This is a genomic window from Sporomusa malonica (genome assembly GCF_900176355.1).
Classification (GTDB): Bacteria; Bacillota; Negativicutes; order Sporomusales; family Sporomusaceae; genus Sporomusa; species Sporomusa malonica.
Genome location: NZ_FWXI01000005.1, coordinates 177,341 through 192,548, shown reverse-complemented (window position 1 = coordinate 192,548; position 15,208 = coordinate 177,341). Strand labels below are relative to the sequence as shown.

Genomic DNA, 15,208 nt, shown 5'->3' with positions numbered 1-15,208 from the left:
CCGAGCCTTTGGCGACGGTGCAAGTCGATGTTACCCTTATCCAGACGGAAAGTTATACTTTCTAACAGGAAAATAAATACCAGGAAGATTAATTGCGCTTTCAAACTGTGGGAAAAATTACCCACAGTTTTTTTATGAAATTTGCAGGAAAATATTTCCTTTTATCGAATTGTTTATTTATAAGGTTAAAGTAGGAGGTTATGTAGTGAAAGTCGTTACAGTTATGAAACAAGGCGTCCTGGTAATCAGGCTTGAGGGCGAATTGGATGTTTGCGGAGCCAATCAATTCCGCGCGGCAGTTGACAAGGCATTAGACGAGACTGGCGCCAAACATATTTTGCTCAATATGCAGGGAGTTGCTTTTATTGATAGTTCAGGGTTAGGTGTTATACTCGGACGATATAAGCGAATTGACCAGTTTGGTGGTAAAATGGTTATTGCTCACCTCGAACCGCAGGTACAGAGGATATTTGAGCTAGCTGGTTTGATGAAAATTGTAACCATTTACGAATCAGAAGAAGAAGCCTTAGAGCTGATATAAGGAGGCATTGCCAGTGGGAACGCGAATCAAAAACCAGATAAAGTTCACTATATTAAGTCTCAACGAGAATGTTAGCTTTGCTCGAGCTGCTGCTGCGGCTTTTGCGGCGCAAATTGATTTAACACTAACTGAAATTGATGAAATTAAAGTCGCTGTTTCGGAGGCGGTGTCTAATGCCGTAATCCATGGCTATGGCGAAGATAATCAGCAAGAAAACTATATTGAGTTAATCATGATCTTATATTTGGACAAGCTTGAGTTTACTATCATTGATCGTGGGAAGGGAATCGCCAATATTGAGGAAGCCCGTCAACCCTCATTTTCGAGCGATCCTGAACGTATGGGTCTGGGATTTGTCTTTATGGAGTCATTTATGGATGAGCTTGAAGTTAAATCTGAAATCAAGCAGGGTACAACGGTGAGAATGGCCAAAATGCTTGCGCCAGTCACCGAGCATTAGGTGAAAGATATGCTCAAAGAGGAAGAATTTAAGGAATTACTGATTAAAGCTCAGTCAGCAGAGCCTGAGTTACGGGAGGCGGCTACCGAAAGTATTCTTGAGCACAATGTAAATCTGGTACGAAGCATTGTTTATCGGTTTTCCAACCGCGGATACGAATGGGACGATTTGTTCCAGATAGGCTGCATGGGCCTTTTAAAGGCGATTGAACGATTTGACATTAATTTTAACGTTAAGTTTTCTACATACGCAGTTCCTATGATTATCGGAGAAATCCGTCGGTTTATAAGAGATGATAATCCTGTCAAAGTGAGCCGCCCGTTAAAAGAGCTGGCATATCGTGTCTATAAAACACAAGAAAAGCTGCAAGGATCTTTGGGGCGGGAGCCAACAATTGGTGAAATTGCCAAAGATTTAGCATTAGCACCCCAGGAAATTGTTTCTGCACTTGAGGTCCTCCAGCCGCAAGTATCTATATATGAGCAGGCATTCCAGGGAAGCGACGGCGGCGACACAATTCACCTACTTGATCAGTTAATTCATTCAGACGGTCAGGACACCGCCTACTTCGAAAAGTTGGCCTTAAAAGAGGTGCTGGCACGATTACCAGTTAAAGAACGTACTGTCATATATTTACGCTTTTTTGCTGATAAAACCCAAGCCGAGATCGCTGCAATAATCGGATTATCCCAGGTACAGGTATCACGGATAGAAAAACAGGCGTTAAAAATAATCCGTGAGTTACTACAGACCTCATCATGAGGTCTGTTTTGCATTTCTAGTCCTGTTAGAAAATATAACTTTCCTCCTGGATAAGGGCAACATCGGCTTCCGCTGTCGCCAAAGGCTCGGCACAAGCCAAGTCTTTTCTTATATTAAATATAATTTAGGGGCATAATAAAATAAGAGGTGATAGACATGAGTAACAGCGTAGTTAATAAGTTGAAAATCAGAGGAATTATTTACCTATTTCTCGTGTTTTTACTAATGGCAGGCAGCACGGCAGCTTGGTTATATTTTGGATCAGATCTTCCTAAAAAAACTCCTCTTAGAGCCACGCAGGTTTTTATTTGGCATAACAATCTTAATACTGCACAGACTATAACTGTTAATAAAACATAATCAGTAACAGGGGGTAGTAATAATGGTTGTAAAAGTAATTGAACTTGTGGGGACTTCCCGCCATAATTGGACTGATGCTGTAGATAACGCTGTGTTAGAGGCAGCCAAAAGTGTTGATGACATCCTTGGCGTTGAAGTAACAAACTTTACTGCTAACGTGGACAATGGGCATATAGCCGAATATAAGGCTGATGTAAAAATTGCTTTTCAAGTTCATCACTAATTAAATAAGTGTTACAAAGAGTGCCAGCTGGCACTCTTTGTCGTTATATGAATTAATCAGTTTAGGGATGGTCAAAATATAAGCGAACTCAGTCCTAACTTATCTTGTCCTGTTAGAAAGTATAACTTTCCGTCTGGATAAGGGCAACATCGGCTTCCGCTTTCGCTAAAGCTCGGCGCAAGCTGTGTTTTCTTTATCAGATAACGAGCTATTAAATGCATCTATGCCAATATCGGAGGTGACACAAGTTGTTTGATAGCAAAGCTAGTCCGGCTGAACAGCAAAAATTCCAGGAAAAGTTTGAACAAGTAAAACCCAAACCGCCATTGATGAAAAATGTAATATGGGCATTTGTTGTCGGTGGATTGATTTGCATGCTGGGACAGTTTTTTCTAAATTATTTTGTCAGCATAGGATTTAGCAAAAAAGAAGCTGCAGGTCCTACTTCTATCTTATTAATATTTTTGAGTGCCCTGTTCACAGGGCTAGGCATTTATGATGAGCTAGGACGCAGAGGTGGTGCTGGATCGATTGTGCCGATCACTGGTTTTGCCAATTCCATTGTATCTCCGGCGATGGAGTTTAAAAGAGAAGGCTATGTTTTCGGTATAGGTGCTAAAATGTTTGTTATTGCTGGACCCGTATTAGTGTATGGTATTTCAACAGCTGTGCTTATTGGTTTTATTTATTGGCTAAAACTATAAGAAAAGACTTGGCTTGTGCCAAGTCCCTCAGGACGCCAGCAGAAGCCTTAGTCGTTCTTATGTCAAAAGAATATATTTGTAAATTCTGGCAAACTAAAAAAAGGAGAAGGATGGGCATGAACAAAAAACGGGGGCAGCAAAGTATTGTTTTTGCCTCTCCGCCGGTTATAACAAGTACGGCCAATATTGTCGGGCCCATGGAAGGGGATGGTATCTTAACCGAATTTTATGACCGAATACTTAAGGATAATCTTGACGATAACTCCAGTTGGGAAAAATGCGAATCAAGCATGATGGAATGGGCTATAAAAACAGCAATCGCCAAAGAATGTAGTGCAATTGATGATATAGATTATGTACTTGCAGGAGATTTGCTCAATCAGTTAATGGGTACGCATTTTGCTGTAAGAAACGTTGGACGTCCCTTCTTGGGGATGTATGGGGCTTGCTCGACATTAGCACTAAGCATGATAATTGGAGCAACTCTTATTGATGGCGGTTTTGCTAGTAAACTTGCTGCCGCGGTTTCCAGTCATCATGATACGGCAGAGCGGCAATACCGGTTCCCAACAGAGCTTGGTGTCCAACGGCCGATGATATCGCAATGGACAGTAACTGGATCAGGTGCCATGGTAATTTCGGCTAATGGGGATGGACCGCGAATTACGGCTGCAACGGCGGGCAAGATTGTAGACATAGGTTTAAAAGATCCTAACGCTATGGGTCCTGCCATGGCTCCAGCAGCTGCCGATACGTTATGGCGGCATTTCAATGACACTGGTCGCCAGCCTAACTATTATGACATGATTTATACTGGAGATTTAGGGAGTGTCGGCAAAGCTTTAGTCATAAACCTATTTAAGGAAAAAGGAATTGATTTGTCGACAGTTTATGAAGATTGCGGCTGCATGATTTTCCGGAAAGAACAAGATGCTCATGCAGGAGCCAGCGGTTGCGCCAGTTCGGCCGTGGTATTTACCGGCTACATTTATCAGATGCTGATGCGCCAAAAATTACGCAAGATATTGCTTGTTGGCACTGGAAGTTTACATAGTACAACGTCCTATCAGCAAAAGGAATCCATTCCCTGTATTGCTCATGCCGTAGCGGTGGAAATGTAAAGGAGGCAGCCCATTTGCAGGCATATATAATGGCATTTGTCATCGGAGGCCTGATTTGTGTGATTGGGCAGTTGCTCATGGATCTCACTCCGCTTACACCAGCTCATGTTTTAGTACTCTTTGTCGTATTAGGTGGTATTTTGAGCGGATTAGGGCTATACCAACCGTTGATCGATATTGGTGGCGCGGGAGCAACGGTTCCGTTGCCTGGCTTTGGCCATTCTCTGGTTTCCGGTACAATTGAGGAAGTCAATAAAGTAGGCTTCTGGGGGATCTTTAGTGGGGCTGTAAAGGCTACAGCCATGGGAATAACGGCAGCAGTTGTTTTTGGCTTAATTATAGCTATAGTCTTTAATCCGAAAGGATAGGCGATACAAAAGCATATGGTTTCAGTAGATATAGTTGGTTTGATTATTTCCATAGTTCTCGTCAGCATCCGGTATCCGCATCATGCGTTGGCAGCAGCATTAGCTAATGCAATAGGGCAAGTGCTTATAGCCGTTTTTTTCGCAGGAAATATTGAAAAAATTGTTACGGCCGGAGCTTTTAGTTCAGCAGCCATTACCAATCTTAGCGAATTTAAAGCTGTGTTATTTGTAGTGAGCGGCCCATTAACAAATTTCATCATCAGTAAAATGGCTGGTGGTATTGAATTTGTCAGCACAGCGCATTTAGTCAACCCCGCAGCTGTGTTAAAACATCCATTTGCTGTAATAAACCTTAGGTTTGCGGTCATTTCTTTGATTTTAAGTATTTGTCAGTTCTTTTAGTAAACTATGGAGTGATGAGTGTGCCAAAACGAGTTTCCAGTAAAATATCAAGTTATATTAAGCCCAGCCAATCAAAGTTTCAGAACCAGGAACGAGAGCAAGTAGATGATGAAAATCTAATTGCTGATATGGCAAGAAGCTTTATGCAAGCTCAAACAAAGCTATCCAATGCGTCTCAGCAAACCAATTCACAAGAAGTTGTGGACTTGCTAAGCAAAATTAACAGTCAGCTGGAAAACCTGCAAACTTCTTTAACCTCAAGCAGTCAGTTAGTTGGACAGTCCCAGCAGATCGGGCAGCAACCTGCCCAGCAGCCACAGCAAAGTCTCGCTCAGCAACCTCAACAAGTACAGCAGCAACCAGCAAGTCCGCAGGCCGAAGCTGGCGTATCGCAGGAGTTGAGAAATCTATTTAGTTTGCTTCTGCAAAATGACAGTCAACAAGCCAATCCACAAGGCAACAGTCAAGACCAAAACCCGTCACTGCAACAAAAACAAAGCCAAAGGCAGGATCAGGGTCAAGGTAGTGAAACAGTTAATACGCCTAATAGGAATAGCTCAATAGCAGTGCAGACAGCAGCACAAGTACTTGCTCAAGCACAGTATGAACTCTCTAATGAGCTTGAAACCAGTTTGAAAAAACTAAAGCAGGTCATCAGCGAAAGCGAGAAAATCGCTAACAAGATTAGTAATTTATTGGGAGAAGAAAATAGCCAAAAGTGATGAGGTGATTAAGTTGGAGAAAACCCAAGCAATCCATAAAAAAATACGTGTAATTCTTGTTACCGATGGAGATAGGGTAGCGCAGCAGGCTGTCGAAACCATAGGTACTTCACTAGGTTTACGATGTATTTCAGCTTCGGCAGGCAACCCAACACCGATTAGTGGTGAAAAAATTGTTAAATTGCTAAAAACCGTGCCATTTGATCCGGTACTGATAATGTTTGATGATAAAGGGCTTAAGGAAAAAGCTCAAGGTGAACGAGCTCTCGAATATGTTGCTAATCACCCTGATATTGAAGTGTTGGGAGCAGTAGCTGTAGCTTCTAATACGACCGGCATTGACGGGGTACAGGCTGATGCCTGTATCGACTGTCAGGGTCATGTAATTGATTTATCTGTAGATAAAAAAGGAGAGATTAAAGAGAAAGAAGACTGTGGCTGCAAGCCGGTTATTACCGGAGATACTGTTGATGTACTCAATGATGTCGAAATTCCAGTCATTATCGGCGTAGGTGATATTGGTAAAATGGACAAGCATGATGATTTGAGTCGGGGCGCCCCGATTACCCGTAAAGCAATCGAAGAGATATTGAAACGGAGTGGCATTAGTTATGGGCGATGAAATAAAAATTGAAAAAGAGATTGACAAGAATATAAATTATATTAAAGACTATCTAGGGGTAGGAGAAACATTTGATGTTATTTTCCGCGAATTTAGAGTAGGACGAAAACGGGCTGCATCATTTTCTATAAATGGTATGACAAATGATGTTGTATTATCAAATGTTTTCGAAGAACTGACTGCCTATAGGCAGGAAGATTTGACAATAAACACTATGCAAAAACTCTTTTATTCTCGCGCGACTCATTCTCAAGCCAAATTACTTGAAAACATGAATGATGCTATAACCAGTCTGCTGTCTGGCGAGCTGCTATTTTTTGTCGATGGCGAAAGTCAGGTAATGGTACTGGATGCGCGCTCTTACCCGGCACGAATGCCGGCAGAGTCAAATATTGAGAAAGTAACAAGAGGCTCTCGGGACTCCTTTGTTGAGACAATTGTATTTAATACTGCTTTGATCAGACGTCGCTTACGTGACCCTAATCTTAGGTTTGAAATTGTTAAAGTAGGAACACGCTCTCAATGCGATATTGCGGTCTGCTATATTAAAGATATTACCAACCCCGACCTTGTTAAGACAGTAAAAGACAGAATAAATAATATAAATATTGACGGTATACCGATGGCTGAAAAGGCTATCGAAGAATATATTGTCGGCGGTAGTAAATGGAATCCACTGCCTATGGTTCGATACACTGAACGTCCTGACGTTGCCGCAGTCCATCTTTTAGAAGGACATGTTTGTATAATTGTAGACACTTCGCCCAATATTATGATTTTGCCGACAACCTTTTGGCATCATGTTCAGCACGTCGAGGAGTTTCATCAAAACGTTGTCATTGGTTCATATTTGCGGCTTGTTAGACTAGCAGGCGTCATGCTTTCGCTCATTTTGCCCCCTTTATGGCTGGCAATGGTGCTTAACCGGCAATTACTGCCAGAGTCTCTCGCCTTTTTAGGACCGCGTGAGCCAGGTATTATCCCTATTGGTATCCAGTTTATTTTAGCTGAATTTGGAATAGAACTGGTACGGATGGCCACCGTGCATGTGCCTACGGCTCAGTCAACAGCGCTAGGTTTTATTGGGGCGTTTATGTTAGGCGATTTTGCTACCAGAGTAGGGCTATTTGGTAACGAAATTATTTTCTATACAGCGGTTGCTGCAGTAGGAGCTTTTGCAACCCCAAGTATGGAGTTTGCTATGGCTATGCGACTGTTTAGGGCAATACTTATTGTGTTAGTAATGCTGTTTAAATTACCCGGATTTGCTGGCGGACTGGCTGCCGTATTTCTCTTGCTGCTAACCTCACGGTCTTTCGGAGTCCCTTACCTATGGCCGGCATTACCTTTTAATTTTGGCGCTATGAAAGATGTGTTGTTCCGCCTACCCATTCCCAGCAAGATATTGCGCCCAGCTGTTTTAAAACCTCAGGACAAAGACCGTCTGGAAAGTGCAGGTGCTAAAGAAGACAACCAAAGTAATAATAAAGACGAAAAGAAAGAAAAATAGATAGTTGCCGCCCATAATGGCGGCAACTATCTATTTTCCACGGAAGAATTCTCTGACACGTCCCATACTCTCATTTATGTTGGCTTGTTGTTCCATAAATGAACCTTTATTTTCGGCATTAACAGAATCTTTCATCTGATTTACGGTTGAGTGAACTTTGGTTATTTCTCCTAAAATACCGATTTGTTCCATGCTAGGCTTTACTTGTTCCCATGTTCCCTGAAGCTCTTTTACTTTGGCTGCTGCCTTTTTCCAGTCCTTATCCTCTACATAGAAACTGACATTGCGGATAGCGTTACTAACTGAGATAATATCAGCTACCGGTGACAACTTATAAGATTTGCCAATGTCGCTAACACTACCCATAAATTTTATCAAGCTTTCGTAGGAGTCGGTAATTTTTTGACCATTAATAGCGGTTTTTAGCTTCCCCATAGCTTCATCTGCTTCCTTAACGCCCTTTTTGTCGCCAACCGCAGCTTTAGCCTGTTCCCACAAGGTCTGTAAATTGTTTAGACCGGCCTGAGCCTGAGCCCAGTCTTCTTTATTGATACCTTCAAATACAACTCCGGCTGTTGCTTCCAGATCATAAAGCTCAGTCGGAGCAGAATAAAACCTTTCGATAAATGGAGGATTAGGCTTTGAATCCACAGGTTTGCCGGCTGGGCCAATGTCCGGTTTGGGAGCTGGACCTGCAAGCAACCCGCAGCCGCTAAGGCTAAAAGATAGAATAACGACTGCAACTATGAATGTCTTGACAGGGGTGATTACACGCATGAAGTATAAACCTCCTTTCAGTATTGGACAAGATTCTATTAGATGCCTCCAGATACATTTATTCTGAGCATATGTGGGTGTTTTTAGTATGGAAATAAATCCACTATTTCATTTTGCTTTTTATAGCTTTTTTAGTATAATTTAGTAGTATGCTGACCGAAGTGATAAGGAGGACATCCATTTGTTAGGTTTTGATGCCGACATGATATTTAGAATACCGGCACTGTTAATTGCTTTGACTGTACATGAATATGCGCACGCCCGAGTGGCAGTGGCCTTAGGTGATCCAACACCGCGGTTTATGGGGCGGTTAACTCTCAATCCTGTAGCGCATCTTGATCCCATTGGCTTGCTAATGCTATGGCTGTTTAAATTTGGTTGGGCCAAACCGGTGCCTATAAATCCCAGCTACTTTAAAAACTACCGCCAAGACATGTTAATGGTATCACTAGCTGGTCCGGTTTCCAATATGATATTGGCACTGATTACTGCCTTTGCTATTGGCATTCTAGCTAAAATGCAATTATTAAGTGGGGACTGGGTCAAGGTTTTGTGGATGACCTACAGCTATAACATCATTCTGGCAATTTTTAATTTGGTCCCAATACCACCGCTGGACGGATCAAAAGTATTGGCAAGCATATTGCCCGGCCGGCAGGGCTATGTATTTGAACAGATGGAACAATATGGCCCGTTTATACTGATGGCGCTCGTGTATATCGGAGTGATTGGTATGGTTACTTACCCGCTTGAAAGAGGTTTAGCCTATATTATCAATGCAATAGTTATGACAATTTTGTAACAGGAGGAGATACAATTGACTAAAGGACGCATTTTCAGTGGTATGCAGCCGTCAGGAAAATTTCATATGGGGAACTATCAGGTGCTTAACAACTGGATTAAGCTCCAGGATGATTATAACTGCATTTATTCCATCGTTGACTGGCATGCACTTACGTCTTCCTACGAAGATACCAGCATGATTCCAGAGCGCATAGAATGTATGGCGCTTGATTGGCTGAGCGCTGGTCTTGACCCTGAGAAAAGTATCATTTTTGTTCAGTCCCATGTGAAGGAACATGCTGAGCTGCATCTTTTATTATCTATGATGACGCCCCTATCCTGGCTAGAACGAGTACCTACCTACAAAGATAAACTGCAGCAACTAGGGGATATGGGCAAAGAAATTAATACTTACGGTTTTCTCGGGTATCCTGAACTGCAGACGGCTGACATTATACTATATAAGGCCAATGCTGTGCCGGTAGCCGAAGACCAGATACCACATCTTGAATTGGCTCGGGAAATCATCCGTCGTTTTGCTAATTTGTACAAGCCGGTATTCCCTGAACCACAGCCTATTTTAAGCCCACTTCTGCCAGGTATCGACGGCCGCAAGATGAGTAAATCTTATGGCAACGAAATTCCCTACGCAGCCGAACCTGACGAGCTACAGGCACGAGTAAGATTAATGATTACTGATCCGCAGCGAGTTAAGAAAACTGACCCAGGCAACCCTGATATTTGCACAGTATACACCTTTCATAAAATTTTCAGCCCAGAACAGGCTGAGATTGCCGGTCACTGTCGTAATGCTAGTATTGGCTGCGTAGACTGCAAAAAACGGTTAGCAGAGAAGATGGTCACAACGCTGGCCGATGTCCATGGCCGGCGCAAAGTAATGAGTGGAAAACCTGATAAGTTAAAGGAAATATTAGCCTATGGTGCTGAACGGGCACGCAAAATAGCGGCAACTACCATGGAGGAAGTCCGAGCCGTTATGAATTTGTCCTAATACATTATGTCTGATTATACACTTAGGCTGGAAACCTTCGAGGGACCATTAGCCTTATTAATGCACCTGATCGAAAAACATCAAATTGACATCTATAATATCCCCATAGCAGAAGTAACCGGACAATACCTGGATTATCTCACTAACATGGAAGAATTTAATATCGAAGTGGCAAGCGAATTTTTGGTTATGGCAGCTACGCTGCTGCAGATAAAATCACGGATGCTATTGCCACGTCCGGTTACGACCGATACAGTTGCTGAAGAAGTTGATCCGCGTCAAGAGCTGGTTGAACGACTGATTGAGTACCGCAAATTTAAACAAGTCTCTGAAATACTGAGCCAGCTTGGCGGTGAACGGGATAAGTACTTTACACGATTTCCCCAGGAGTTTGCGCAACAGTTTGCCCTGCCTGAAGGCCTCTCACTTGACGATTTGCTAAAAGCCTTTGTTACTCTCTGGGAAAGCGCGGTCCCCGACTTTGCCTTAATTGCTCCCGAAGAGATCAGCGTTAAGGATAAAATGCATGATATTATTACTTTACTTAGAAGTAATAACGGTCGCTTAGAGTTTAACAAGACGATTATCAGAACCGGCTCACGCACCGAAGTAATTGCTGGTTTTTTAGCTTTATTGGAGCTTATCAGACTAAAACGGATTAGCGTTCACCAGCTACAGCCATTTGCACCTATCCACCTTACTTTAAAGGAGTGAAGGGCGCTATGTTTTACCGGCATTTACAGGGTCCTATAGAAGCCCTGCTGTTCGCTAGCGGGCAGCCGCTGCCGGCAGAAAGAATTGCCAGCATGTTAAATATACATATCGACCATGTCCATACGCTGATTGCTGATATGGTAAATTCGATGATGGCCGAAGAACGCGGTTTGACAATTGTTGAGGTAGCTGGTGGCTATCAGCTTTGTACCAAGCCTGCTTTTTCTAATATCGTCAGCAAATTGGCTGCTGTCCAGGAAAGCAAATTATCGGCAGCCGCATTAGAAACATTGGCCATTGTAGCTTTTAAGCAGCCGGTAACCAGGCAGGAGATTGAGAGTATTCGCGGTGTGAATGTCGATAGGGTTGTTACCACACTCTTAGAACGGATGCTAATTAAGGAAATTGGACGCAAAGAGGCGATTGGCCGTCCTATCTTATATGGAACAACTATTGAGTTTCTGCAGTGTTTTGGCCTGAAAAGCCTGGAAGATTTACCTGATATTTCCAGGTTGCTCCCGGACATCCATCCAGAGGAATGAAGACAGTCTACGCGACTGTCCTTTTTTCTTTTTAATTTATCCACGCCATGCTGATGCATACAGATTGGAAAAACTGTAAAAATTAAATATGTTATGCATAAAGAGGTGGAAAGCATGAGCAATTGGATTATATTCTCAGTAACTTCTAGCATTCTGATGTTGATGCTTTCGCGAATAAATATTTATATTGATATTCATTTTTGTCGGCGTAAAGATGATGATTATATAGAAGTTAGCGTCTCTGCTCTGCGACCATTGTTAGTTTATACCATTAAAATTCCTGTTATTGAGATTGTACGGTACAATGATTTACCTTGGATTACTTCAGAAATTAAGGCGCCACAGGGTGGAGCCGAGACCCATATTGCGCGTGAGCAACGTTTTGTAAAAAAAATTGCCGAGATATTCGTAAAAAATCCGCAAAAATTTAAAAAGCTCATGAGAGCGGTCAAACGGTATATCCGCATTTATCGTAAATATATAAACAGTCTGGTAGCCTCAATCCATTGCGAAAAGCTAGACATACGAGCCGTATATGGCTTTGATGATGCGGCTTTTACAGGACTTATGATGGGTGCCTTTGGCGCAGCTAGAGGCCTTTTATTGGCGTCGCTACATAACCGTCTAATATTAGAAGCAAAACCGAATATTAATATTACGCCAGTATACGGTCAGAGTCATTTTGAGATTGAGTTCAGGTGTATATTCAGAATAAGACTTGGCAATGTTATTACTGCGACTATGGCTACTTTAACAAATTCATTGCACAGGGAGGCGACTCGCAGTGGCTGAGCATCCAATACAGGGTTTGATGAAGACTGCTATGGAGAGTATCAAAGGAATGGTGGATGTTAATACCATTGTCGGCGATGCGGTAGAGACTCCGGATGGAACAGTAATTGTTCCTATTTCGCGGGTGGCATTTGGCTTTGCAGCAGGAGGCGGCGACTATGAAGCAGAAGATACGGCAACTGCCCAGAACCACCCTTTCGGCGGTGCCAGCGGTGCCGGAATTAGTGTAAAACCAGTAGGTTTTTTGGTATGCTCACCAATTAATGGTGTACGCTTTATGTCAGTGGAAAGCAATCTGTTTTACGATCGGCTTATTGATATGGTGCCGCAAATTATGAACAAAATTGAAAATATGTTCGGTGGCGAGAGCGATGAAGACGCTAACCTCGAACAGCTTGCACAAACAGCAGAAACTCAACCGACCCATCAGCACTCTGGACACTTATAAAATCGCTTACAAGATACATGAAGCGTCTTAAAAACCCACACATGATTGTGTGGGTTTTTGCATATAAATCTTACTGATGTAATTATTGAACCAAGCCATCCAGTTTGTCTTTAATCTGAGTAGAATGTAGGGCTTCAGCTTCGGCGAAATGTTTGAACATTTTAGCTACTTCTTTGTCATTAATGCGATCAGCGTAAGACTGATAATCGCGCACAAGCTCTTGCTTTTGTGTAAGAGTGGTGCGTAAAGCTGTTTTGATATCAAGCATTTCCATGTTGATTCACCTCCTTGAATTTGTTATTATTATCTCCGGATAAGGTTGAAATAATGCCAGGATATTATTTTCGAAGACTAATATGGCTCAATTTGGAAAAGATATATTTTTGACCTCAGGGGAAATTAATTATATAATAATGTTTGGTTTATCCTAAACGAAAGGATTGGATTAATGCGACAACTAACTAATCTTGGAAGAATATTTTTGATGTGTCTGATGTTTTTGCCGACCGTTAGTCTAGCATCAAACGCTCTGCCAGATGTAACGGCAAAGGCGGCAATTGTAATGGAAGCATCTACAGGGAAAGTGCTATATGAAAAGAATGCTGAAGAACGGCGCTATCCGGCCAGTACTACCAAGATTATGACACTCATTACGGCACTTGAGTATGGGAAATTAGACGATGTCGTTACAACCAGCGCGAATGCTGCAAGTACCGACGGGTCGTCACTGTGGCTTACGCAAGGTGAGCAACTTAAAATGTTGGATATGTTATATGGGATAATGCTTGTTTCTGGTAATGATGCCACTGTAGCAGTAGCTGAGCATATGTCCGGTTCAGTGGAAAAATTCGCGACATTAATGACAAACAAGGCCCATGCCATTGGCGCGGTAAATAGTAATTTTACCAATACCAGCGGTCTTCCTGATGAAAGACATTATAGCACAGCCTACGACTTGGCTAAAATCACAGCATACGGGTATAAGAAACCGCTGTTTACCCAGATTGTTTCAACTGAACATAAGGTTGTTCCTTGGCCTGGCAAAGACCATGACCGCGATTTATACAATGAAAATAAAATGCTATGGCTATATGATGGAGCCAACGGGGTTAAGACCGGCTACACGGATGCTGCAGGACGTTGTTTGGTTTCGGCTGCTAACCGGAACGGCATTCAGTTGATTGTCGTTGTATTAGACAGCGAGCATATGTGGGACGATTCAATTAAGCTGTTGGATTATGGCTTTACCCAGCTTAAACAGGTGCCAGTTATTAACCGGAATGACATTTTGAAAACAGTTAAAATAAAAGACGGAAAAACTGGGGATATAAAGCTGATCGCAGCAAACGATATAAGCGTACCGATGGCTGAAAGTGAACATGACAAGTTCTCTACTGTGATTGATGCTCCGAACAAATTAGATGCCCCTATTACCTCTGGGCAGAAAGTAGGAACAGTAAAGGTCATGTATAATAATGTTGAAGTTGCCAGCTCTGATCTGGTGGCCGACCGGTCGGTAGATAGAAAATCATTTTTCGGATTGCTTTGGGGTTCAGTATGGGGGTTCCTGACCTTTGTAATCCGCAATTTTGCATGAGGACGCATTAGTGCGTCCTTTTCCATCCTGATAGGAAAGTATAACTTTCTTCTGGATAAGAGCAACATCGACTTCCGCTTTCGCTAAGGCTCGGCGCAAGCCGTGTTTTCTTATGTTCTAGCCTAATAACATCTGTCATACCATCATAATGGGTGATATTGACGATGATTAATGTAATCTGGCTGATTCTCATGACAAGCGGTATTGTTTATGCGGGTATAAACGGGCGAATTGAATTTGTTACAGCCAGCGCTATCAATGCAGCTACAAATGCGGTAGAGTTGGCTATTAATCTAATTGGCGTTATGTGTCTATGGCTGGGTATCATGAAGATCGCTGAGTTATCAGGACTTATTAAAGCCGTCTCCTACATATTGAATCCGCTTGTAGGCCTCTTGTTTCCCAGCATACCAAAAAACCATCCAGCTATGGGGGCAATTATTTTGACAATCAGTGCTAATATGTTGGGTTTAGGCAATGCAGTAACCCCGCTCGGGATTAAAGCAATGCAAGAACTGCAAACTCTCAATTCCCAAAAAGATACCGCCACACCAGCCATGTGTACCTTGTTGGCTTTATGTACAACAGGGTTTACGCTAGTGCCGGCGACTATTATTGCATTACGTTCAGCAGCAGGGTCGGTTAATCCCACCGAGATTGTCGGGCCGACTCTTGTTGTCAGTTTGTTTGCCACAATCTTCGTGCTTATTGTTGACCGGCTATGTAGGGCGGTGTGGAAACGGTAACC

The 15,208-nt window shown here is 42.5% G+C and carries 22 protein-coding genes; 20 read left to right on the top strand and 2 right to left on the bottom strand.

Translation table 11 applies throughout. The features are described 5' to 3' along the window. Positions 1 to 205 precede the first annotated feature (205 nt). The 12 genes from spoIIAA to B9A22_RS07575 all read left to right on the top strand — a co-directional run bounded on the left by spoIIAA (position 206) and on the right by B9A22_RS07575 (position 7,795). Positions 206 to 541: an anti-sigma F factor antagonist gene (spoIIAA, locus tag B9A22_RS07630; protein ID WP_084575121.1), complete on the top strand. Its 336-nt coding sequence runs from the start codon at positions 206 to 208 to the stop codon at positions 539 to 541. Between the two features lie 13 nt (positions 542 to 554). Next, positions 555 to 1,001 carry an anti-sigma F factor gene (gene spoIIAB, locus B9A22_RS07625; RefSeq protein ID WP_245823874.1) on the top strand — a complete coding sequence of 149 codons (447 nt, stop codon included), beginning with the start codon at positions 555 to 557 and terminating at the stop codon, positions 999 to 1,001. A 9-nt stretch (positions 1,002 to 1,010) separates the two neighbouring features. Then, the gene (locus B9A22_RS07620) at positions 1,011 to 1,763 is read left to right on the top strand and encodes a SigB/SigF/SigG family RNA polymerase sigma factor (protein WP_084575120.1); all 753 of its coding nucleotides are present in this window, start codon (positions 1,011 to 1,013) and stop codon (positions 1,761 to 1,763) included. A 156-nt stretch (positions 1,764 to 1,919) separates the two neighbouring features. After that, positions 1,920 to 2,123: a hypothetical protein gene (locus tag B9A22_RS07615; RefSeq protein WP_084575119.1), complete on the top strand. Its 204-nt coding sequence runs from the start codon at positions 1,920 to 1,922 to the stop codon at positions 2,121 to 2,123. Positions 2,124 to 2,145: 22 nt separating this feature from the next. Then, entirely contained in the window at positions 2,146 to 2,346 is a 201-nt protein-coding gene (locus B9A22_RS07610; protein WP_084575118.1) for a dodecin family protein, read from the top strand. Positions 2,347 to 2,594: 248 nt separating this feature from the next. Continuing rightward, positions 2,595 to 3,050 (top strand): stage V sporulation protein AC, encoded by a 456-nt coding sequence (spoVAC, locus tag B9A22_RS07605; protein WP_084575117.1) that lies wholly within the window; start codon positions 2,595 to 2,597, stop codon positions 3,048 to 3,050. 116 nt (positions 3,051 to 3,166) lie between these two features. Further along, positions 3,167 to 4,171 carry a stage V sporulation protein AD gene (gene spoVAD / locus B9A22_RS07600; protein ID WP_084575116.1) on the top strand — a complete coding sequence of 335 codons (1,005 nt, stop codon included), beginning with the start codon at positions 3,167 to 3,169 and terminating at the stop codon, positions 4,169 to 4,171. Between the two features lie 14 nt (positions 4,172 to 4,185). After that, positions 4,186 to 4,539 (top strand): stage V sporulation protein AE, encoded by a 354-nt coding sequence (gene spoVAE / locus B9A22_RS07595; protein WP_342747814.1) that lies wholly within the window; start codon positions 4,186 to 4,188, stop codon positions 4,537 to 4,539. Between the two features lie 15 nt (positions 4,540 to 4,554). Further along, a complete protein-coding gene (locus tag B9A22_RS07590) occupies positions 4,555 to 4,941 on the top strand; it encodes a hypothetical protein (RefSeq protein WP_084575115.1) in 387 nt (128 codons plus the stop codon). Continuing rightward, on the top strand, positions 4,926 to 5,663 hold the full coding sequence (locus B9A22_RS07585; RefSeq protein WP_176215433.1) for a hypothetical protein: 738 nt from the start codon (positions 4,926 to 4,928) through the stop codon (positions 5,661 to 5,663). The genes B9A22_RS07590 and B9A22_RS07585 overlap by 16 nt, the downstream gene beginning before the upstream one ends. A gap of 13 nt (positions 5,664 to 5,676) precedes the next feature. Next, positions 5,677 to 6,285, top strand: a complete 609-nt coding sequence (gene spoVAEA, locus B9A22_RS07580; RefSeq protein WP_245823873.1) for a stage V sporulation protein SpoVABEA — start codon at positions 5,677 to 5,679, stop codon at positions 6,283 to 6,285. Continuing rightward, the gene (locus B9A22_RS07575; RefSeq protein WP_084575113.1) at positions 6,275 to 7,795 is read left to right on the top strand and encodes a spore germination protein; all 1,521 of its coding nucleotides are present in this window, start codon (positions 6,275 to 6,277) and stop codon (positions 7,793 to 7,795) included. The genes spoVAEA and B9A22_RS07575 overlap by 11 nt, the downstream gene beginning before the upstream one ends. A gap of 30 nt (positions 7,796 to 7,825) precedes the next feature. Here B9A22_RS07575 and B9A22_RS07570 read toward each other — a convergent pair whose 3' ends face one another. Beyond that, positions 7,826 to 8,572: a DUF4363 family protein gene (locus B9A22_RS07570; RefSeq protein WP_084575112.1), complete on the bottom strand. Its 747-nt coding sequence runs from the start codon at positions 8,570 to 8,572 to the stop codon at positions 7,826 to 7,828. Between the two features lie 181 nt (positions 8,573 to 8,753). Here B9A22_RS07570 and B9A22_RS25305 point away from each other — a divergent pair, with 181 nt between their 5' ends. The 6 genes from B9A22_RS25305 to ytfJ all read left to right on the top strand — a co-directional run bounded on the left by B9A22_RS25305 (position 8,754) and on the right by ytfJ (position 12,863). Further along, entirely contained in the window at positions 8,754 to 9,374 is a 621-nt protein-coding gene (locus tag B9A22_RS25305) for a site-2 protease family protein (protein ID WP_176215432.1), read from the top strand. 15 nt (positions 9,375 to 9,389) lie between these two features. Next, positions 9,390 to 10,367 carry a tryptophan--tRNA ligase gene (gene trpS / locus B9A22_RS25300; RefSeq protein ID WP_176215431.1) on the top strand — a complete coding sequence of 326 codons (978 nt, stop codon included), beginning with the start codon at positions 9,390 to 9,392 and terminating at the stop codon, positions 10,365 to 10,367. 6 nt (positions 10,368 to 10,373) lie between these two features. Then, positions 10,374 to 11,081: a segregation and condensation protein A gene (locus B9A22_RS07560; RefSeq protein ID WP_084575111.1), complete on the top strand. Its 708-nt coding sequence runs from the start codon at positions 10,374 to 10,376 to the stop codon at positions 11,079 to 11,081. Between the two features lie 8 nt (positions 11,082 to 11,089). Then, on the top strand, positions 11,090 to 11,623 hold the full coding sequence (gene scpB, locus B9A22_RS07555) for an SMC-Scp complex subunit ScpB (protein WP_084575110.1): 534 nt from the start codon (positions 11,090 to 11,092) through the stop codon (positions 11,621 to 11,623). Positions 11,624 to 11,737: 114 nt separating this feature from the next. Continuing rightward, positions 11,738 to 12,415 carry a DUF2953 domain-containing protein gene (locus B9A22_RS07550; RefSeq protein ID WP_176215430.1) on the top strand — a complete coding sequence of 226 codons (678 nt, stop codon included), beginning with the start codon at positions 11,738 to 11,740 and terminating at the stop codon, positions 12,413 to 12,415. Next, the gene (gene ytfJ, locus B9A22_RS07545) at positions 12,408 to 12,863 is read left to right on the top strand and encodes a GerW family sporulation protein (RefSeq protein ID WP_084575108.1); all 456 of its coding nucleotides are present in this window, start codon (positions 12,408 to 12,410) and stop codon (positions 12,861 to 12,863) included. The genes B9A22_RS07550 and ytfJ overlap by 8 nt, the downstream gene beginning before the upstream one ends. Positions 12,864 to 12,945: 82 nt before the next feature. Here the strand turns inward: ytfJ and B9A22_RS07540 are convergent, their stop codons facing one another. Continuing rightward, positions 12,946 to 13,137 (bottom strand): rubrerythrin family protein, encoded by a 192-nt coding sequence (locus B9A22_RS07540; protein WP_084575107.1) that lies wholly within the window; start codon positions 13,135 to 13,137, stop codon positions 12,946 to 12,948. A gap of 174 nt (positions 13,138 to 13,311) precedes the next feature. Between B9A22_RS07540 and B9A22_RS07535 the strand changes: the two genes are divergently transcribed. Both B9A22_RS07535 and B9A22_RS07530 read left to right on the top strand, forming a co-directional pair. Then, a complete protein-coding gene (locus tag B9A22_RS07535) occupies positions 13,312 to 14,460 on the top strand; it encodes a D-alanyl-D-alanine carboxypeptidase family protein (RefSeq protein ID WP_084575106.1) in 1,149 nt (382 codons plus the stop codon). 164 nt (positions 14,461 to 14,624) lie between these two features. After that, on the top strand, positions 14,625 to 15,206 hold the full coding sequence (locus tag B9A22_RS07530) for a nucleoside recognition domain-containing protein (RefSeq protein WP_084575105.1): 582 nt from the start codon (positions 14,625 to 14,627) through the stop codon (positions 15,204 to 15,206). The last annotated feature ends 2 nt before the right edge of the window (positions 15,207 to 15,208 follow it).